Source organism: Bacillus sp. 179-C3.3 HS (assembly GCF_047229225.1).
Classification (GTDB): Bacteria; Bacillota; Bacilli; order Bacillales; family Bacillaceae; genus Bacillus.
Map to the genome: position 1 here is coordinate 15,030 of NZ_JBFEFT010000001.1, position 19,610 is coordinate 34,639.

Annotated in this window: 18 protein-coding genes; 6 read left to right on the forward strand and 12 right to left on the reverse strand. The window is 40.6% G+C overall.

Annotated elements, in window-relative coordinates:
* Positions 1 to 16 precede the first annotated feature (16 nt).
* The 5 genes from AB1K80_RS00075 to AB1K80_RS00095 form a co-directional block, all read right to left on the reverse strand.
* On the reverse strand, positions 17 to 1,228 hold the full coding sequence (locus AB1K80_RS00075; protein ID WP_412854581.1) for an arabinogalactan endo-beta-1,4-galactanase: 1,212 nt from the start codon (positions 1,226 to 1,228) through the stop codon (positions 17 to 19).
* 11 nt (positions 1,229 to 1,239) lie between these two features.
* Positions 1,240 to 2,082: a sugar ABC transporter permease gene (locus AB1K80_RS00080; protein ID WP_412854582.1), complete on the reverse strand. Its 843-nt coding sequence runs from the start codon at positions 2,080 to 2,082 to the stop codon at positions 1,240 to 1,242.
* Position 2,083: 1 nt separating this feature from the next.
* Entirely contained in the window at positions 2,084 to 3,391 is a 1,308-nt protein-coding gene (locus AB1K80_RS00085) for a carbohydrate ABC transporter permease (RefSeq protein ID WP_412854583.1), read from the reverse strand.
* 77 nt (positions 3,392 to 3,468) lie between these two features.
* Positions 3,469 to 4,734, reverse strand: coding sequence for an extracellular solute-binding protein (locus tag AB1K80_RS00090; RefSeq protein ID WP_412854584.1), 1,266 nt, complete (start codon positions 4,732 to 4,734; stop codon positions 3,469 to 3,471).
* 172 nt (positions 4,735 to 4,906) lie between these two features.
* Positions 4,907 to 5,902, reverse strand: coding sequence for a LacI family DNA-binding transcriptional regulator (locus AB1K80_RS00095; RefSeq protein ID WP_412854585.1), 996 nt, complete (start codon positions 5,900 to 5,902; stop codon positions 4,907 to 4,909).
* Between the two features lie 172 nt (positions 5,903 to 6,074).
* Here AB1K80_RS00095 and AB1K80_RS00100 point away from each other — a divergent pair, with 172 nt between their 5' ends.
* Entirely contained in the window at positions 6,075 to 6,974 is a 900-nt protein-coding gene (locus tag AB1K80_RS00100; protein WP_412854586.1) for a LysR family transcriptional regulator, read from the forward strand.
* Positions 6,975 to 6,989: 15 nt separating this feature from the next.
* Here the strand turns inward: AB1K80_RS00100 and AB1K80_RS00105 are convergent, their stop codons facing one another.
* The 3 genes from AB1K80_RS00105 to AB1K80_RS00115 form a co-directional block, all read right to left on the reverse strand.
* On the reverse strand, positions 6,990 to 8,666 hold the full coding sequence (locus AB1K80_RS00105; protein ID WP_412854587.1) for a hypothetical protein: 1,677 nt from the start codon (positions 8,664 to 8,666) through the stop codon (positions 6,990 to 6,992).
* Between the two features lie 82 nt (positions 8,667 to 8,748).
* The gene (locus AB1K80_RS00110; RefSeq protein ID WP_412854588.1) at positions 8,749 to 9,159 is read right to left on the reverse strand and encodes a hypothetical protein; all 411 of its coding nucleotides are present in this window, start codon (positions 9,157 to 9,159) and stop codon (positions 8,749 to 8,751) included.
* A gap of 11 nt (positions 9,160 to 9,170) precedes the next feature.
* Entirely contained in the window at positions 9,171 to 10,565 is a 1,395-nt protein-coding gene (locus AB1K80_RS00115) for a lipase family protein (RefSeq protein ID WP_412854589.1), read from the reverse strand.
* Between the two features lie 119 nt (positions 10,566 to 10,684).
* Between AB1K80_RS00115 and AB1K80_RS00120 the strand changes: the two genes are divergently transcribed.
* The 4 genes from AB1K80_RS00120 to AB1K80_RS00135 all read left to right on the forward strand — a co-directional run bounded on the left by AB1K80_RS00120 (position 10,685) and on the right by AB1K80_RS00135 (position 13,473).
* On the forward strand, positions 10,685 to 11,179 hold the full coding sequence (locus AB1K80_RS00120; protein WP_412854590.1) for a DUF1433 domain-containing protein: 495 nt from the start codon (positions 10,685 to 10,687) through the stop codon (positions 11,177 to 11,179).
* 64 nt (positions 11,180 to 11,243) lie between these two features.
* Complete coding sequence (locus tag AB1K80_RS00125; RefSeq protein ID WP_412854874.1) at positions 11,244 to 11,717, forward strand: DUF1433 domain-containing protein; 474 nt, start codon at positions 11,244 to 11,246, stop codon at positions 11,715 to 11,717.
* A gap of 108 nt (positions 11,718 to 11,825) precedes the next feature.
* Positions 11,826 to 12,344 (forward strand): hypothetical protein, encoded by a 519-nt coding sequence (locus AB1K80_RS00130; protein WP_412854591.1) that lies wholly within the window; start codon positions 11,826 to 11,828, stop codon positions 12,342 to 12,344.
* 49 nt (positions 12,345 to 12,393) lie between these two features.
* Entirely contained in the window at positions 12,394 to 13,473 is a 1,080-nt protein-coding gene (locus AB1K80_RS00135; protein WP_412854592.1) for a DNA alkylation repair protein, read from the forward strand.
* A gap of 29 nt (positions 13,474 to 13,502) precedes the next feature.
* Here the strand turns inward: AB1K80_RS00135 and AB1K80_RS00140 are convergent, their stop codons facing one another.
* The 3 genes from AB1K80_RS00140 to AB1K80_RS00150 form a co-directional block, all read right to left on the reverse strand.
* Positions 13,503 to 14,840 carry an amino acid permease gene (locus tag AB1K80_RS00140; RefSeq protein ID WP_412854593.1) on the reverse strand — a complete coding sequence of 446 codons (1,338 nt, stop codon included), beginning with the start codon at positions 14,838 to 14,840 and terminating at the stop codon, positions 13,503 to 13,505.
* 213 nt (positions 14,841 to 15,053) lie between these two features.
* Entirely contained in the window at positions 15,054 to 16,037 is a 984-nt protein-coding gene (locus AB1K80_RS00145; protein WP_412854594.1) for a Gfo/Idh/MocA family protein, read from the reverse strand.
* Positions 16,038 to 16,179: 142 nt separating this feature from the next.
* The gene (locus tag AB1K80_RS00150; protein ID WP_412854595.1) at positions 16,180 to 16,539 is read right to left on the reverse strand and encodes a MerR family transcriptional regulator; all 360 of its coding nucleotides are present in this window, start codon (positions 16,537 to 16,539) and stop codon (positions 16,180 to 16,182) included.
* Positions 16,540 to 16,778: 239 nt separating this feature from the next.
* Between AB1K80_RS00150 and yidA the strand changes: the two genes are divergently transcribed.
* Positions 16,779 to 17,591 (forward strand): sugar-phosphatase, encoded by an 813-nt coding sequence (gene yidA / locus AB1K80_RS00155; protein ID WP_412854596.1) that lies wholly within the window; start codon positions 16,779 to 16,781, stop codon positions 17,589 to 17,591.
* 50 nt (positions 17,592 to 17,641) lie between these two features.
* On the opposite strand, the gene AB1K80_RS00160 is transcribed toward yidA, so the two are convergent.
* Positions 17,642 to 19,453, reverse strand: coding sequence for an acyltransferase family protein (locus AB1K80_RS00160; RefSeq protein WP_412854597.1), 1,812 nt, complete (start codon positions 19,451 to 19,453; stop codon positions 17,642 to 17,644).
* Positions 19,454 to 19,610: the final 157 nt, after the last annotated feature.

A 19,610-nucleotide genomic window follows, 5' to 3' on the forward strand; every position in this document is an offset into this window, starting at 1 on the left:
GTCCTATCGTTTTAGTTTAAGGTGTCATTTGTTTAAAGACATCGAGAGAAGGCAATGCTTTTCCATTGAAATCAAACATGGCTTGGTTTTCCCATGCATTCCCAACCGTACCGCTCGTTTGAATATAGGTTAAACCATATTGACTAGACCAAGGAGCTCCCTTTGCAGGAATCCAAAGCGGTTCCCAGTAAAAGAACCCTTTCCCCCGATTGTTTCTCACTTGAGAAATTTTTTCTGATACATCTCGTATAAACGAAGCCTGACCTTGAGGAGAGGCCGGATACCCTGTTGTTTTCACAGCGTCTTGATTAAATGTGTTTTCTAAGTTGTCACCATTTGCTGTCGTAAAACCATAAGCGGTTTCTACCACGATGACGTCTTTGTTATAGCGGGCGCTGATATCGTTCATATTAGAAGAAAGTCCGCTCAAACCACCGTCCCAATAAGGGTAATAAGATAAACCAATCGTATTGAATGAGACGCCTCGTTTTGTGATTTCATCAAACCACCAACGGAAAGCACCGTTGTCTCCTCCATGGGCAAGGTGAAGCATGATATTGATATTCGAATCAACAGAGCGAACTGCATTTGTGCCGGCTTTTAGCAAAGCAGAGAGTCTGTCAAATTCACCGCCGCCTTCACCCCAGCTTTTCCCGTTCGGCCAAAGCATGCCTGAGTTCAGTTCATTTCCGACCTGCACCATATTTGGAAGGACATTTTGCGCTTTCATGGCTTTCAAGACATCACTTGTGTACGTGCTGACTGCTTTTTCCAAATCGCTTTGTGTGAGAGAGACCCAGGCTTTTGGTTTGAACTGTTTACCAGGATCAGTCCAGAAATCACTGTAATGAAAATCGAGCAGCACTTTCATGTTTTGTGCCTTTGCCCGTTTTGATAAAGCGATGGCGGTGTTTAGATCATTCGTTCCGCCAAGATAGGCACGGCCCTGATTGTCGTATGGGTTATGCCACAGTCTAATGCGTACGTAGTTGACGCCTTTATCCTTTAAGTGTTTGATTGGATCAACTTGCTTGCCATTCTGATCGAAGTATCTGCCCCCACTTTTTTCTACTTCTGCGAGCATCGAAATATCTGCCCCTTTGATGAAGTCCCTTTGTAATCCATTGATCGGTTTCACAGAAATCGTTTCTGCTGCTTCTGCTTTTGGTAGAACCCCTACTCCCATCATCAAGAAAACGACAACAATGACGAGCCCCCACTTTTTCATTCAATCTCTCCTTATCCTTTTGTCCCGCCTTGTATAAGGCCAGACACAAATTGTTTTTGTAAAACAAGAAACAATAAAGCAACTGGAATGGCGATCAGTAAAGCCCCGGCTGCAAAGGTCGTGTAGCTGGCCCCCATTTTATCTGAAACAAGATTGTACAGTCCGATTGGGAGCGTATACATTTCTGGGGAACGGACAATGACACTTGAGATGATGAAATCACCTAATGGTCCAGTAAATGAGTTGATGGCGACAACCGCTAAAATGGGTTTAGCGAGTGGCATAATAATTTGAATGAAAATCCGAAAGTGCCCGGCGCCATCCATTCTGGCTGATTCGTCCAGATCCTTCGGAATCGCATCAAGATAGCCTTTCATTAAATACGTATTCATTGGAATTTGTCCACCTGCATAAATCAAAATCAGTGCAAGATGGCTATTAATGAGCCCAAGCATTTGGGCGAGCACAAAAATCGCAATCAACGCTGAAAACTGAGGAATCATTTGTAGCAGTAAGAAAAGCATGAGCCCATTCTTCCGTCCTTTGAAGCGGAATCTTGAAAAGGCATAGCCAGTAAAGCTGACGAGGACCAAGGTTAAGAGCATCGTTGCTATGCTGATCTTCATTGAGTTCCAATACCAATTGGCATACAGTGCACCTTGACCAAAGAACAGTTCTGTAAAGTGACTAAATGTAGGGTTCTTCGGAAACATACTCGTACTCATGAGGCTATTCCCAGGGTTAAAAGAAGCCCCAATGGTCCAAAGAAGCGGGTACATAATACAGATCGAGACAATGAACAGGATAAAATACGTGATACTTAGACGAATAAGCTTTTTCTGTTTTGATCCCATATCACATCATGTCCTCCTCTTTGAATGAACTGGTTCTCTTGAATTGCCAAAGTGCAATGGCAATCACAAAGATAGAAAGCAAGATGGTCACAGCCGCCGCCAGTGCATATTGAGAGGATTGCATGGTTAATTTATAAATCCAAGAAACCAAGATGTCTGTTCCTCCGGCTGTCGAACCGGCAACAGGCGGTCCCCCGCCATTGAATAAGTAAATGATATTAAAGTTGTTAAAGTTAAAGGTATATTGCGTGATTAAGATCGGTGCAATGGAATAAAGAACAAGCGGTAATGTGATGGAGCGGAACTTCTGAAAGAAGTTGGCCCCGTCAATGGTCGCAGCTTCATATAAATCCTCAGGAATCGCTTGCAAAACACCTGTTGTCATAATGAATACAAAAGGAAACCCAAGCCATGTCTGCAACGCAATGAGAGCGATTTTGCTCCAAAATGGATCTGTTAGCCAAGGCTTCGGATCAATGCCAATCGATGCAAAAAGTGTATTGTTGATAGCACCAAATGTATCGTTGAATAGTCCTGCAAACACCAGAATGGTCACAAAGCCTGGAACAGCCCAAGGAAGAATCAAAATGGTTCTAAAAAACCGTTTCCCTCTTAAATCCTTTTGATTGAGCAGAACGGCAAGAAAGATACCGACGGCACATTGAAGTGTAGATGCGGCCAATGTCCAGACAACAGTCCAGCCAAGGACATCGATAAAGGTGTCTCTCCAAATATCAATTGAAAAGATATTTTGAAAGTTCTTCATTCCCACCCAATCTATGAGATTAGCAGGGGGTGAATGATATAAATCATAATTCGTAAAGGCCAGCGCAAAGCTAAACATAATAGGGAAAACGACAGAAAATAGGAGTAAAAAGAAAGCAGGAGTGCTCATCAAGTAAGGAAACCCTTGGTCAATGAGCTGATGATATTGGGCACGAATGGAATGAAGCGGAACCCCTTGATCACGCCTTTTCCCATTGATAAATGCATCACGCATCATCAGAATGTAAAAGCCAATACCAAATCCAGCAGTTAACAGCGCGATAATTCCTTTTGCTAAAAGGAAAACTGAATTGTCACGAGGCAGCATGGTGCCGAGTGTAAACAGCCCCCAGAAGCCCATATTGAATAAATCATAAAACACAACGAGGAAGGAGACGCCAAACAGGAAGAAAAGTGTCCCCTTTCCATACTGTTTGTTGTATATTTGCCCCATCCCGGGTATAAAGGAGAACATGAATGCCCGCTTCCGGTGTGTTTTTGACTCCACTGTGTGTGTGCGGTCTAGTTCAAGATGACCCGTCATGTCGAACACCTACTTCATATTGAAATGAGATCCAGACTGGGCAGCTGTATGCAACAACACTGCCCCACTGAAAAAGTTTATTTGGCATGATTTGCTTTGATTTGAGAGTCAATTTGTTTGACCGCATCATCGAAGGCCTTCTTGACATCGGTACGTCCAGTTGCAATCAGCCCTAAAGCACTGTCAATCGGCTTCCACACCTCAGCCATTTCTGGGTTATTCGGTGTTAGCGTGGCATACTTCGTTTGTTTCGATACCGCATCAGCGTTTGCGTTTTCTGTAATGATTGGATCTGTCATCAATTGTTTCACTGGAGGAATTTCTTCTGTGATTTCAAACCGTTTTTTTGCGTTGGTTTCGTTTGTGATAAATTCAACAAAAGTCTCAGCGAGGTCTTTATTTTTTGAGTAAGAAGAGACGTTGTAGCTCTTCACCCCTAAGAATGAGCTCATATGCTTTCCGTTAGGAAGTGTAGGCAGTTCGCTCACACCATAGTCAATGCCCGCTTCTTTAAATGGGCCAAATGACCATGGACCTGAAATGACAGCCGCCGCCTTTTTCTCTGTAAATAAAGAGTTCAGCACGTTGATGCCTTGTTCCCCAATAATGCCTTTCGGGAAAAGTCCTTCGCGAAAGAATGTCTGAATATACTCTCCGCCTTCCACGGCACCATCGTTATGTAGGCCGATATCATTGACATCATAGGAGCCGTCATTATTCTGTTTGAAAATGTAGCCCCCTGATCCGCCTAACACACTTTGTGCATAGTAAATCTCATCCCATTTCGCGACAAAACCGTACTTCCCATCCTTTGTCAGCTTTTTCGAAAGGTCATACCAGCCATCCAGTGTCGTTGGCGCGCTTTTGACCATGTCTTTATTGTAGAAAAGCACAGTTGTTTCGACGGACTTTGGGAGACCGTATAGCTTGCCATTGATCGTCTGTGATTGAATCGATTCGTCTGTAAAAGTATTGATGACCTTTTGATCAGGTTTGATTTCCTGTAAAAGTCCCTCTGTGACAGCAGATCCAATTTGATCATGAGGCATCGTGATGACATCTGGGCCTGTTCCAGCCGCCCCATCAAGACGAAGAGCTTCTAGTTGGTCGGCATATGCCTTTTCTACCACTTTGATTTTCACATTGTGTTGTTTTTCAAATTCCTGCACAGCCTCTTGAATGCCTTCAGACTTTTTGACATCTTCCCACACGAGCAAAGTCTGTGTCCCATTCGTTGACGTCTGTGTACTGCTTGAATTGTCATCCCCTGGTCCGCATGCCGACAGTAGCAGAACGGCAGTACCAACGACTGCCGATAACAGCGCCCATTTCCCCTTTTTCATTGCTTATCCCCTCTCGTCCTTTTTTCATAGGTAATAAGAAAACGCTTTCTTAATGTGAGAATAACAACTTAAGTAAAAAAAGTAAATATATTTTATTAAATTTATTAAGTAAAATTTTTTACTCAAATGGAGAGAAAAAAGCCCTCCTTCATCAGGTTGGGCTTCTTGGTGTTTAGATCGTGCTTTTTCGAAAGACAGGTTCTGAGGCAATCAGTACGGTTTTGGTCAAAGTTCTTCCGTCAACAAGCCTTTCTAAAAGCAAATCGACAGCTGTCTCGCAAAGCAATGATGTATGGATATGATAGGTTGTGAGTGGTGGCGAGACATATTGAGACACGTGAATGTCATTGATGCTAAAAACACTGACTCGATTCGGAAGAGAAAATCCGCGCTCATTTAATGCCTGTAAACAACCGATTGCAAGCGGATCACTGGCTACGCAAAAAGCAGTTGGTAAATCGTCGCCAAGCTCATGGATGGCCTTCATCATCAAGGAATACCCTTCGCCTACAGAAAATTGGTGACCGACGTACACCAAACGTTCATCCAACAGATGTTTTTCCGTCATATATGTGCGGAAGGTCGTTTCTCGAATATCAGGGATACGCTGATTCGTGTTCAGGTCGATATCTGTCCCTCCAATAAAGCCAATTGTGTTGTGCTGTTTTTCAACGAAGGAATCGATAATCTTTTCAACAATTCGTTTGAGATTCGGCTTTACAGAATCAAATCGGTCTTCATCTGGAGACGTATCAATAAAGACAATGTGTGGTGTAATGCTATATAAATGATCAAGCTCTGATTGTTTAAATCGGCCGATGGCTATGATTCCATCTGTAGAAGGATCAATGGAATGTAGTCCATCAGTTGGTTTGTAGGCGGAAACATTTAAACTCCGAGTATGGGTTAGTTCCTCAATGCCGAGACGGATGGATTTAAAATAAATATCCTCAAGCTCTTCCTTCTCAGTCACCCAATAGAGAAAGGCGATCTTTTTTAGAGAATGCTTGAATGTCTTTTTTTGATAGGACAGAGCTTCGGCGGCGGCATATACTTTTTCACGAGTTTGATCTGTCACAGACAGGTTGGGGTCTTGATTGAGAACGCGAGATACAGTTGCAATCGATAGTCCGGCTTTTTCAGCAATGTCCTTTATTTTTGCTGCCAAGTCAGCACCTCCTATAGAAAGTATTTGCTTACAGTATAGAGTTTTTAAAAATATTAGTAAATAATTTTATTAAAATCATTCTGTTCGGCTCCTCCTTTACGAGTTAGGAGGGAATTAGTAAGATATATGATAGGTAGGCATGGGATTAAGATTTCTGATGGGAGAGGGACAGATGTATTACGATGCACTGAAGACATTTGTGACAGTCGTGGAGGAGAAGAATTTTACAAAAGCAGCGCAAAAGCTCCGAATTTCTCAACCGAGTGTCAGTCTTCATATTAAAAACTTGGAGCAGGAATTCCAGACCGTCTTGCTCAATCGTTCGCCGAAACAATTAACCGTAACACCAACTGGGGACATGTTATATCACAGATCGAAGCAAATCATTCGTTTATATGAACAAGCGAAACAGGATATTTATGAGCATCATCATCTCGCGCGAGGAAAATTGACGATTGGGGCGAGCTTTACCATTGGAGAGTATGTGCTGCCGCAAATATTAGCAGAATTTCATGAGCTATACCCTCATGTTGATATTGAGGTGGTCATCGATAATACAGAAGCGATCGCAAGACATGTCCGTTTGTTCCATGTGGACATTGGTCTCATCGAAGGTCAAACCAACGACAAGGAATTGTCTGTCGATACTTTTTTAGAAGACGAGCTCTACATCGTAGCGCCATTAGATCACCCTTTTGCAAAGAAAAAGGATGTCACGATTGATCAGTTGCAAAATGAGACATGGATTACAAGAGAAGAAGGATCAGGTACAGGGGAGTATTTACAGCATGTCCTAAAATCAAACGGACTGAAGGCACGAACCTTTGTCACCTTTAGCAGCAATCAAGCCATCAAAGAAGCTGTTATTCACGGCATGGGATTGTCCGTTTTATCAAAATATGTTTTACAGCGAGGAAGCATTGGCGGTGAATTGGCTGTGATATCTGTGAGAGGAATGGACTTTAAGCGGACTTTTTCATATGTAGAGTCTCCGATGACAGGTGGGAATAAAAACAAAGAATTGCTTGTTGAATTGCTGAAAAAAGAGAGAAAAGACGCTTCTCCACGATAGGAGAAACGTCTTTTTTTATAAACCTTTGATCTTTAACTCATCGACTGGAAGGAAGATTTCGCCGGTATCTGTGTATTTGATCGTCACTTCATCCCCTTCAGTTAAGTAAATAACGAGAGGCTCTTTTTCAGATGACATCGTGTAATTTTTCCCGTCATCTAATAGGAACGTAACGGTCGTATAATCACCGGTCTTTTCTTTATAGACACGTTTGACTTTGCCAGCAGTATCTTTCTTTTCTTGCTTCGACGAACTGTTGACTGTGCCACCGCCCTTTTGAAGAGCAGTTTTATACGCTCTTAATGCTTCGTTTGGTGTGGAAGCGAAGGCAGCGATTTCTGGGTTTGCCGCAGAGACAATAAAGTAGTTTTGCAGGAACCCATTTGAATCAAGGACAGGCGTGAGCCAGCTAGCTTCTCCATAGAAGTTATAGAGGATGGGCATGCGCCCTTTCCACTTCTTCTCGATAAATCGTTTTTCAATAATTTGAAGAGCACCTTGAGAATCCATGTAAGACTCTTCGAGATTCCCTGTATAATAGGTAGCTTTTCCTGTGCGGGCATTCGTTAATGCATATCCAAGCATGGAATCAACGCCCTCTTTTGGACTCGTGAAATCTGTAAAATAATACATATCCCCTTTTGAGTCAAACACTGGGCTCACATTGGCTTCTGTTCCTTCATCTGAAGGAAGCTTCACATCTGATTTTCCAAATAGGCTGTTCCAGAATCCATGAACATAGTTTCCGAAGTAACTATTTTGCAGGCTGACCGCCTCTGGGGAAACAGCACCATCAATAAACGCAGGCACTTGATGTAATGCGTACTTTTTCGTATGACCTGTCTTGGCATCCACGACGACCACGCCTGAAGCCTTAAAGCCGTTTCTAGCAGAGATGAAATCACCGTATGTCTGTACATAATATGGCTTCCCATCATCATTGATTTCAAGCTGCGTGTCTCCATAGAAAATCAACTCTGGATATTGGAGACGGATGTGTCGTTCAATTTGTTTGTTGAAATAAGAGGAAGGTGTATAAATCATCTCTGTTTTCACAAACTTTGGATTGGCAGAAGAGTCGGTTGCACTTAACGTAAAGTAACCTGGTGTACTGCCTGATCGAATCCATTTAAAGAAATCCGAGAATTCTACTGGTGCAATGTACACATACTCCCCATTTACCTTTTGAATTTGTAGATTTCCAAGCTCATAATAGCTTGTATTTGGTACTTGTCCGAACGACTTCTTCATCTTATTTCGAGCAAACTGTGGCGGCACACTTGCAGGTGTTTCCGTTTCTTCAAATGCTTTAATTTCTACTTTTTGCTCCATTTTAGAGACATCGTATTTCTCATTTGCATTGAATAGAAACGCTGTGGCCATATAAACGCCCAACAGCAAAAAAATCAGAAACAACACGCCTTTGATTTTCCGCTCGACGCCCACTGTTAATAGGGTACCTACTGCCGTTACAATCAGGCCAACGAGCCAAAGCGATGATAGATTCCGATCTACATTTGTGATGTAGTAGAAGGCAAAAATCCCGATGATGAAGACCAAAGCAAGACCCGCAATCCAAATGAGCGGCACTTGGTTTTCAGCATCTTTCCTTTTGATGATCAAGCGAAGTGGTGTGAGCAAGAGGGTCAAAACAAGTCCAATCACAACCGAAAATAATAAAATATATCCCACAAACAGTTCTCCTTTCAAATCAGACACTCTTTTATTATATACGAGTGAGAGGGGGAAAAGATTCATCTGATCGAAGGTTCATTTAAAGGCCGATAGAGTCGATGACAGCTTGGACATCTTCTTTCACTTCGTTGAACTTGAGTCTTTGATCGATTTTCTCTGTGATAGAATCGATGGCTTTTCCTTTCATATTAGAGCTAATTTGCTCCTTATACTGTCTAACTTTAGATTGAAGGGTATCAAGCTGCTCTATAATGGCTTGTGCATGTTGACGGTCTTCTGCAAATTCATTCTGAAGATATTGACGAATGGCTTGAGCTAAGGCTGTTTTCTGTTCCTCTTTTATCTTTGCTTTCAAAGCGGCAAGTTCCGCTGGGGTCATGTTCTCTGTGTCAAAATTCGCATTAGAGAAAATGGATGTTGTCGTATGTGTATCTGTTAATCTCTGTAAAAAACGATCTGCATCTGTTGGTTTCTTCTTTGTAAATTCCATTTTTGTTCTCCTTAAGAAATACCCATATTCTTCGCAAGAGCTGTATCTGCATCATGGTATTGATTCCCTAGTTCGCTTATATCTTCGGACACAGAATCGATCCATCTCTTCATGTTCATGGCGGCATCGATGGCGATATCATGTGATTTAACAGAATAAAATTCGTTCTCTTTCGTCTCTGTTTTTAAGTGAGAAATCACAGTATCAACATCCGCGGCATTTAATTGATCATACGCACCAAAGCCAACAATTTGTTTAAATCTTGAGCGAACACTTTCCACAGATTGATCGACTTTGTTATCTAGTTTCTCGATTTTACGAACGATTTTCTGCATATTGTGTTCACCAAGACTCGAGAATCTCTGCCCTATATTCATCAGCACGTGTGATTTAATTAAAATAGCCACTGCGCTATTTTGTGCTACATTGGCTTTCTTCAATTGTTTCAGCATCGCCATCGTAAGGTTAGGATTTTTTCTTAACATATCATCAAGGGTCTTAACGGAACCATCTGATGAAAAGGAATAACGACCTAAGTTATGGGCTCCTTTTAAGGCTTCGATAAACAAGTCGCCGTCCAGTGAAGAATTGACACCATTTGCTATGAAATTAAAAACATTTATCAAGTCTTGGATTTTTTTAGGGTTAGAGTAATTAACACCATGAGGTAGAGCAGCATCATACATGACTTCCACTCGACCTATTTCTGCGTTATGTCGATTTAAGAGGGAAAGTCCATCATTTAGATTGATATATTCTGTTAATCTATCTTGATAATCCCCTTTTAATGCTTTTGCTTGTAGATCAGGTGGTAAGTTTGGGTAGATATTTGGATTCTCAAACGTCACGCCACTCTTAATAAAATCATTGTTGGCAACAACATAGGAGGCATTAGATCCACCCAAAGAATGCCCAGTCACATACATATTGGCATTGGGCATCTTCTTATGTATATTCTTTGCATAACGATCGGCTTGAACCATCTGATTCTCTTCGCCATTTTCAAAAGGGACATTAAAGACCAAATACTTCGTATCTGCAACCAACCAATCTTGCATAATTTCATTTTTATATGCAGCCAATCCATCCTCTTTTGTTCCATGTTTTTTAATGGTATTCTTATATTGTTCGTAACTAATAGGTTCAGAACCACGGTAGGCAATGACGGCGTTTTTGATTTTGCTGAGGTCTTTTCCCTCGTTTGAATTACGATAATCCTCTCTTGAGACAAGAGTTAGTGCGTTAAGCCCATTTTTTGTTTCTTGATAGTCAACGACATACAATTTACGGCCATTACTTATTTTTATTTCACTAGAATTTTTAAAATTAGTTATTGCATAAGATGCATCTGAAATCATTTGAAAGTCTTTTTCAGTAAATTGGTTTTGTGATAAATTTTTAGACAAATTTGTCACCTCTGTAATAATTATCATATGTATTATAAGATATAGCATGCTAAATATCTATAAAGAATGTAGAGAAAATACTTTCAATTAATTATAAATTTAAAGTGGGGATTCTACTTATGAAAAACACATTAAAAGTTGTGCTTATTTTGTTTACTATTGTTATCATTTTGGTAGTGCTACTGATACTACAACAAGGAAAGGTAAGCAAATCCAGTGATTCAGGAGGTAAAACTATCATGCAAGAGAAGAGTGATCAAGAAAAAGCAGAAGAGTTCGCAGAAAAGATGAAATCGAAAATTGAAAAAGATTTACGCAAAGAAGATATCCACCAATTTATAAAAAGTATCACGTTTGAAAAAGAAGTGTCAATCAGTCCAATGGGAAATGTAGTAGTTGATGGATATGTAAATAACGAACCCGAAAAATTCCATTTTACTGCATCTTTAATATATAATACTAATGAAATAGGTTGGATTAGTTATTCTCCTGATTTATCAGACCGTTTTGAGAATTGGGCTGATTTTGATCCGCAAGTGAAAGAAGACTTTTTGAATAGTCTTTCTAAAAAGGAACGCGAAGAGTATCTTAAGGATATTGGGGAAAAGGAGTAAAACAGGTATTCATCTACCTGTTTTATTTTTGTCTACTTTAAAGGAATGGAAGAGTGATGCTTTAGTGAAAAACACAATAAAGCTTGTATCAGTTTTAATAGTGATCATGCTTATATCAGTGACCGCTATAGTTGTTCACCAAAATAGAGTCAGCTCAAATTATGTGATGAAAAAGAAAAGTGAGCGAGAAAAAGCGGAGGAGTTCGCTGAGCAGATGAAGCCTAGGATTGAGGAGCATTTACATAAAAGAGATATTCACGAATTTATCAAAACCATAACGTTTGAAAAGGATGTAATCATTAGTCCAGTTGGCTATATTGAAGTGAGAGGATATATTAATGGTGAGCCAGAAAAGTATGATTTCTCAGCATCATTAGAATATAGAACTAAGGAAATAGGTTCAATGAGTCATTCCCCTGATTTATCAGACCGTTTCGAGAACTGGGATGATTTTGACCCGCAAGTCAAAGAAGACTTTTTGAATAGTCTCTCTAAAATAGAACGAGAACAATATCTCAAAGATATAGGAGAAAAATAATACGGGTTTTAATTGAGATCATTTCTGACAATTAGACCTCACTATTCACTAGACTAAAGTTTAACGTGTACAACATGTAGAATGAGTACGAGCATTTTGGAGGAAAAATTGATAACCAAAGCAGAAATAATCAACCAACCGTATTCGGGAAAATATAAAGAAAGAATTTATGATATACGAAGTTCGTGGAACTCTTCAGGTTGGACATGGGTAAAATTTGAAGAAGATGATTTTCATGAATGGTGTGGTGAATTTAGGGGTTCACCAAGGGCTGTGTCTCTATCAAGAAAGTACAATAAAATTCTTGTCCTCACGTCTGATTATTTGTATCAGGTGGATGTTGATAGCGGAGATTTAATTGAATATGAATCCAATACGCACTATCAATGTTTAACCGTCACGCCATCAGGTGATTTCGTTATCGCGGACTACTATCATATTGAAAAAATTGGCGCAACATTAAATGATAAAATGTTATTGAAAAGTCCTATAGAAGTAGATGAAATTCAGTTTCATGATTGGTCTCATCATAAGTTATTGATCACTTGCGAGGAGTTTCTAGGCGATAACCAACATGTGAAATTGGAACTTGATGGAGATACACTTGAAATCACTCTAAAAGACTGAACATAAAAATCTCTTTTTCATCTATTAAGGAATATATGGAGGTGAGATAGTGGAGCCATTAAAAAATGTGTATCATAAAGGATTCATTCAAGAGTTAGCGACCGAACTTTCAAAAGAATCGCCTAGTTTTGAGGTAGATCAATTTGAACGACTTGTGTTCCAAGAGGACTGGTCGCAGCTTGAGTTAAAAGGGCGGATGAGGAGAGTCACTGAGTCAATACATGCCTGTTTGCCAGAGGATTATGAGGAATCGATTGATGTGTTGTGCAGGGTTGCTCCACATTTTACAGGGCTTAGTGCGCTTGTGTTTCCGGACTTTGTCGAGGTGTATGGTTTGGAGCATTGGGATGTTTCGATCAAAGCGTTAGCATTTTTTACGTCCTTTTCTACTTCTGAATTTGCTGTCCGTCCTTTTTTGATCCAAGATCAAGAGAAGATGCTCGCGCAAATGCTTGTGTGGTCACAGGATCCAAATGTGCATATCCGCAGACTAGCCAGTGAAGGTTGCAGACCACGTTTGCCTTGGGGATTGTCCGTTCCAGCGCTGAAAAAAGATCCAACGGTGACGCTGCCTATTTTGGAAAAATTGAAGTCAGATTCGTCTCGATATGTCCAAAAAAGTGTCGCCAATCACTTAAATGACATATCTGTGATCCAGCCTGATGTCATGAAAGAAACGGTGACAAGATGGTATGGCACCAATGAACAGACGAATTGGATTGTGAAGCATGCGTCCCGGACGTTATTAAAAAAGGGAGATCCAGCGGTCATGGGCTTGTTTGGGTATAGAGATGATCCGTCCATTCGAGTAACGGATTTGAAGCTGGTGGACGATCCTGTTTTCATCGGAGAGAAAATGACCTTTCTTTTCACTCTACATGCGGATCCATCCTTGAAGCTACGTGTGGAGTATGCGATTGATTATGTCAAATCTCGAGGAACACGGAATCAAAAGGTGTTTAAAATCACCGAATTTGAAAGTGACTCGCCACTACATAGAGAGTTTGTTAGATCGCAGTCCTTTCAAGATATGACGACGAGAAAGCACTATGAGGGCACGCATACGCTCACCATCATCATCAATGGTATTCCAAAAGCATCCGTCGATTTTGAAGTAACGACAAACTAAAAACCCGCCAATCCGGCGGGTTTTCATGTTTATGCTTTCTTTTTCATTAAAAACGATGCAATGATTGAAGCGACTAAGAAACCAATACTAATGATGGAGCTTGGGAAGTTTTCTGCTCTGAACAGGAAAATGACAAAGCTGACACTTAGGACAAGCGCTGCAAAGACAGTCAAATAAGGAAACAGCCAAACCTTAAAGTACGGCTCTTGCGGATATGTTGGACGCAGTTTGACATGTGCTATGCAAATGCTGATCCAAATCAGAGACACGGCAAAGCCAGGAATGGCAAGCATGTAACTGAAGATTTGCTCTGGATATAAATAAGCAAAAAACGTGCCAACTAGAAGGAATGCGACTGTAACCCACAAACTTAAAACCGGCACACCTCTTTTGTTAACCTGTGCTAGCTTTTTCGGACCACCGTCTGATTTTGCTAAAGAGTGAATCATTCTTGTTGTTCCGTATATGCCTGAATTAGCCGCAGAAAGGACAGCTGTAATTAATACGAAATTAATAAAGTGAGAAGCACCTTGCATACCAGCGGCTGAAAAGACTTGGACAAACGGACTGTTATTCGGGTCGATTTGATTCCAAGGGATGAGTCCGCAGATGATCAAAATTGGCAGCGTGTAAAATAAGATAATCCGCCACATCATACTTTTGACCACACCAGGTAACACCTTCTCAGCATCTTTTGTTTCAGTAATGGTCAGTCCAATTAATTCAGAACCACCATAAGAAAAGATGACAACAAGGAGTGATGCGAAAATCGCCCCCCATCCGTTCGGGATGAAGTTTTGATAATTGGTAAGCGCTGGCGCACTTTGTTCACTTGGAATGATTCCCAATAATAAGGCAGCACCGAGAATAATAAAGACAATAATGACAAAAATCTTCATTCCAGCAAACCAATATTCAATTTCTCCAAAATACTTTACATTGTTTAAGTTAATGCCGATGACCAACAGCGAGCAAAGTAAGCAGAGTGACCATAACGGCACATTCGGCATCCAATATTGAAGCAAACTGCCTGCAGCAATGATTTCAATGACACATACAGTGAGCCACATAAAACAATAAACCCAACCGACAACAAATGAAAAACGTTGACCAAGCGCAATCTGTATCAGGTCGCGGAGATTGTTCCCTGGATAAACAATGGCCATTTCCGCTAATGCGGCCATGACAATGAGTAATAACAAGCCGGCAAATATATAGGAAAAGATGACTCCAGGACCAGCCAAACCAATTGTATCCGCACTTCCTTTAAAAATTCCTGTTCCAATGACTCCGCCCATCGCAATCATACGAATATGACGTGGCGTTAATAGCTTTTTTAATTCATGTTGTTCTTGATTCGCGCTCATGACGTTCTCCTTTTTTCAAAATGCTTATGTTCCATTGTCTTTTTTCAGGCCGCACGTGTCAATATAAAAAATAGAGATTTTTCAGACAAAAGTACGGTTGAATCTATATAATGCCCCATGATAAGCCTTTCATTTCTATTATTAACAGTTTGTTTCAGCTTTAAAGAGGAATGAATTTAAAAACCGTCTTCCAATGAGAAGACGGTTTTTTCGTTAGGCATGATCTGCTGGAAAGACAATTCCTGCATCTTTTCTTGCTGCTTCTAGCACGTTCATGACGGAGCGGCTTTCGTCGAGCCATGCATAACATGTGTCATGATCTTTTGTTTCGATGATGTGTTGGAAAGCTTCTACTTCATAAAATAATCGATTTGCGTTTGTTTGTGCATTGAGTGAGGTCACTTGGTCCCCGATATGTAGCAATACTTCCTCGCAGCCATTGGCGCCATTTTTCACATGAATGAATCCTTTTTCTCCTTGAATCAATGCGAAGTTCATACTACTTGTATCTTTACTGCCAACGCTTGTCGCAATGAAATCATGATAATGGAAAGTGAGAACACCTGATGTGTCAATGCCGTTTGGATGACGGTTAGCCAGGTAGTGCACCTGCTCTGGCGTGCCAAATAGATTCATAATGAAGTGGACATTATAGATATTAATGTCCATCAGAGCGCCTCCAGAAAAAGCAGGGTTAAAGACATTTGGCGTTTCGCCAGCTAATAGTCGATTATATTTACTAGAATACTGACTATAGTTGCATTGCACTAGTTTGATTCTACCTAATTGATGAAGGTGCTTTTTGATTAAATGATAGTTAGGCATATGAACCGTCGTAATGGCTTCAAATAATAGCAGTTTCTGTTCTTTTGCGAGAGCAATCAAGGCTTCCAATTCTTTGACATTAGAGGTGAAAGGCTTTTCGCAAATGACATGTTTCCCGTTTTTCAATGCTGCCGTGGCATGCTCGCTATGTAGAGAATTGGGGGATGCAATATATACCGCATCGATGTTAGGATTTTTTAACATTTCAGATAAATCTGTATATGTATGCTCCACTCCAAATTGATCTGCGAGTGTCTTTGCTGTAGCTTCTTTTCTTGAATAGACGGCATGACAAGAAGCCCCATCCAGCTGATCTATCGCTTGTAGGAACTGTTCCACAATCACACCTGTTCCAATGGTTGCAATCCTCATTCGACGTAAACCCCTTTCGCTCATGTGATGTTAGGTCAAGCTGTCTCTAGTATACATGATGTTGTCATAGAAAGGGCATGTGATCTCTGGGTGGAAAAGGAACTAACTGCATCAATCGGCACAGCGTTGGCGGTCTTTCTCATTAGCGAATGTCGACTAAAGTTTGTTTTGTTAACAATTGAATGGCAGCTTTTCGTTTGTTTAATTCTTGGATTGTTTTTTGAATATCTGCTACTTTTTTTTCGAGTAACTGTTCTGCTTCAGTGATAGATTGCTTTTCGAATAATGAACGAATTATTTCACTAATTTCTTTTAGTGAAAAATCTAGCTTTCTGGCTTCGGTGATAAACGATAGCATGAGTAGATATTTTTTATCATATAGACGATAGCCATTCTGCGCTCTCTTTGGTTCAGGCAATACACCTTCATTTTCGTAAAAGCGAATGGTTTCAATATGTACACCAGACATTTTGGATAATTTTCCCCTAGTAAATGTTACCAATATCTATCCCTCCTCTCTTTGCTATCCATCATACAATTAGATATGCTAGTTTCAAAGTAATCATTTGTTCCTTTTGATTCATGGAGGTAATTGAGGTTGTTTTGGTATGACAGAGGTGAACAAGTAGACAGTGAGAGAAAAAAGAGATAGGCTATTATAGGTAAATTGTATCGTGATTAAGTGTAGAAGATTACACAAAAATAGTGACAGCACGTTTTGCTGATGAAGGGGAGTAACCAATGTATAAATTAGTCGCAATTGATATGGATGGTACGTTATTAAATGATCAGCATATGGTACCGGATGCAGCGTTTGAAGCTATTCAACAGGCGAAGGCAGAAGGGATCAAGATTGTTTTATGCACAGGTAGACCAATTGGCGGGGTTCATCGCTATTTAAAGGAGCTTCAGCTCGATCAAGAGGGAGATTTCGTGATTGCCTATAATGGGGCACTCGTTCAGAATAGCCATACAAATGAAGTTGTGTCAGAACTGACTTTATCCCATGATGATTTAACTTCTCTATATGAATTAAGTCGTCAGCTGGATACACCGATGCACTATTTCGATTCAGCTCGATTGTATTCACCAAACCGTGATATTAGTGAGTATACAGTGCTTGAATCTTATTTAACAAAATTACCGCTACAGTATTTACCTGTAGAAGAGGCAGATCCATCGATGAAACTACCGAAAATGATGTATGTGGATCATCCAGAACGTTTGGAAAAGACCATACAAGCGATTCCATCTGACGTAAAGGATCGGTATATGATGGTCAAAAGCACAGACTACTTCCTTGAAATCCTTCATCCTGACGTAAGTAAAGGAAATGCCGTAAAACTTCTAGCGAGTAAACTCGGAATTTCACGTGAAGAAGTCATGGCCATTGGGGACAATGGGAACGATCTGTCGATGATTGAGTATGCAGGCTGTGGTGTGGCAATGGACAATGCCATAGATGATGTCAAAGCCATCGCTGATGTTGTGACAAAATCTAATAATGAGGCTGGAGTAGCTCATATACTACATGAACTTGTCTTAGGGAAATAAGAAGAGCGGTCTACCGATGAGGTAGCCGCTATTTTTATATCTTCTTGATGTTAACGGACTTTGCCCGTTTTCTTCATAGTCGCTGTGATCAGTTGTGCTAACGTGTCAGCTCCCTTAGGTGTAAGGTGGACACCATCTGATTGGAAATAGGTGGGCATTCCTTTCGCGGCGGAATGCCAATCGATCAATGTGATGTGATCATTTTGACTAGCGACTCGCTCCATCACTTCGTTGACATCATCCTCCCATGCTCTAGGGACTCTCGTATTCACAAGGAAAATATGAGCTTTTGAAAAGTGTTGCACGAACGATGTGAATGATTTCTCCGTAAAATAACCATTTGTGCCAAGTTCAATAATGACAGCCGTCTCTTTTTTGTTAAATGAAGCGTATTGAGGGGCGAGGTGCACGGCATCCCTCATTTGTCTGCCAACCTTTGCATCAATGGTGATTTGTTTAAATGTCTTTTCAAGATTCGGGACAAGATCGAGCATGACGGAATCACCAATCGCAAGAACTTGATGAAATTGCTTATCATCGGCTGCTTTTTTCCCCTGCTTTTCTTTCTTTGGTGTTTTTGTTTCTGAAGGGGCCTTCGTTTCTTGTTGCCCTGTCTTCATTTGAGTCACTTCTTTGGCATGTGGCGGTGTGTTGAACGAGCTTGACATGCCGATCGTAAACAAAACCAAGAGAATCGCCGCTACACCAAGTGCCGCCTTTTGAAAAACAGACCATTGTTTGATTCCTTTTTTCCAAATAGACCAAGAGGCAAAATATTGTTTGAATCCGAGCTGGCGAATGGGTTGTTCAATCCAACGGTAGGACGCTTCTGCTATGAGTAAAATAGCTATGAGCTGCAAGGTAACACGCCACATGGATGGCTCACCGATTTCAATGACGGGAGTCGTCAACACAATAATTGGATAATGCCATAAATAGATCCCATATGATCGCTTGCCAAGCCAGACGAGCGGTTGCCAGGATAACCATTTCCCTAATAGACTTGCAGGATGGCATACACACGCAATCAAAATAGCCGCATTCAAACAAAATAACAGCATTCCACCTTGATATAGAAAACGGTCAAATTCATCTACTGCATACACACACAATAAGAAAATCGCAAAAGAGCCAAATCCGGCAGTTTGTAATATTCGTCTGCCGATAGGAAGTAATTTTTTACTGGAGAGTCTTTGCATTGGCCAGACAAATGCAAGGCTACATCCAATCAAGAGCGCAAACGCTCGTGTATCTGATCCATAATAGATCCTGCTTGGATCGTTATCTGGTGAATAGAGAATCGCCATCCACAAGGCGGAGCACAGTGCAAGACAAAGGGTGATCAAGGGAAGATGAGCTCTATTTTTTATCCAATTCAATCCAGCAATCAATAACACTGGCCAAATGATATAAAATTGCTCTTCAATGGCCAAAGACCACAAATTTTTCAGCGGAGAGATGGCATTGAAGCTGTCAAAGTAAGAGAGCTGATGGAAAATGTACCACCAGTTACTGACATAAAAAAATGAAGATAAGGCATCTCCACGAATGGATAATAGTGCATTCGATCCAGCAATGGCACACCAGCTCACGGTGATAAAGATCATCACATAAGCAGCGGGAAGAAGCCTTCTAATGCGGCCCATCCAAAAAGGCAACAGTTCTTGAAAGCCGACCTCGTGTTTATGTAACAAGATGGTGGTAATCAAGTAACCAGAAATGACAAAAAACAAATCAACCCCAAGAAACCCGCCGCCTGCAGGTCCAATATGTAAGTGATAGGCAATGACCGCCAAGACGGCAACGGCTCTTAGCCCATCTAATCCTAATATATAACGTAATCGTTGTTCCTTACTGTTCATGAAAATAAATCCCCCATTACAATCAAACGTACCTATGTGAATAAAAGGCAGCTATTATCTATTTTATATATAAATAGACGCTGGCACATCACATTTTGTTTTTCATTTTACAAAAGTTTGAATAAGGAGAGAGGCTTTTTTAAATTTAAACGGCACT

Bases quoted from the DNA above. Each gene is read 5' to 3' on its own strand.
- AB1K80_RS00100 (WP_412854586.1), top strand. From the start codon at position 6,075: ATGTATTACGATGCACTGAAGACATTTGTGACAGTCGTGGAGGAGAAG.
- AB1K80_RS00085 (WP_412854583.1), bottom strand. From the start codon at position 3,391: ATGACGGGTCATCTTGAACTAGACCGCACACACACAGTGGAGTCAAAA.
- AB1K80_RS00140 (WP_412854593.1), bottom strand. From the start codon at position 14,840: ATGAGCGCGAATCAAGAACAACATGAATTAAAAAAGCTATTAACGCCA.
- AB1K80_RS00075 (WP_412854581.1), bottom strand. From the start codon at position 1,228: ATGAAAAAGTGGGGGCTCGTCATTGTTGTCGTTTTCTTGATGATGGGA.
- AB1K80_RS00080 (WP_412854582.1), bottom strand. From the start codon at position 2,082: ATGGGATCAAAACAGAAAAAGCTTATTCGTCTAAGTATCACGTATTTT.
- AB1K80_RS00090 (WP_412854584.1), bottom strand. From the start codon at position 4,734: ATGAAAAAGGGGAAATGGGCGCTGTTATCGGCAGTCGTTGGTACTGCC.
- AB1K80_RS00110 (WP_412854588.1), bottom strand. From the start codon at position 9,159: ATGGAATTTACAAAGAAGAAACCAACAGATGCAGATCGTTTTTTACAG.
- AB1K80_RS00145 (WP_412854594.1), bottom strand. From the start codon at position 16,037: ATGAGGATTGCAACCATTGGAACAGGTGTGATTGTGGAACAGTTCCTA.
- AB1K80_RS00160 (WP_412854597.1), bottom strand. From the start codon at position 19,453: ATGAACAGTAAGGAACAACGATTACGTTATATATTAGGATTAGATGGG.
- yidA (WP_412854596.1), top strand. From the start codon at position 16,779: ATGTATAAATTAGTCGCAATTGATATGGATGGTACGTTATTAAATGAT.
- AB1K80_RS00120 (WP_412854590.1), top strand. From the start codon at position 10,685: ATGAAAAACACATTAAAAGTTGTGCTTATTTTGTTTACTATTGTTATC.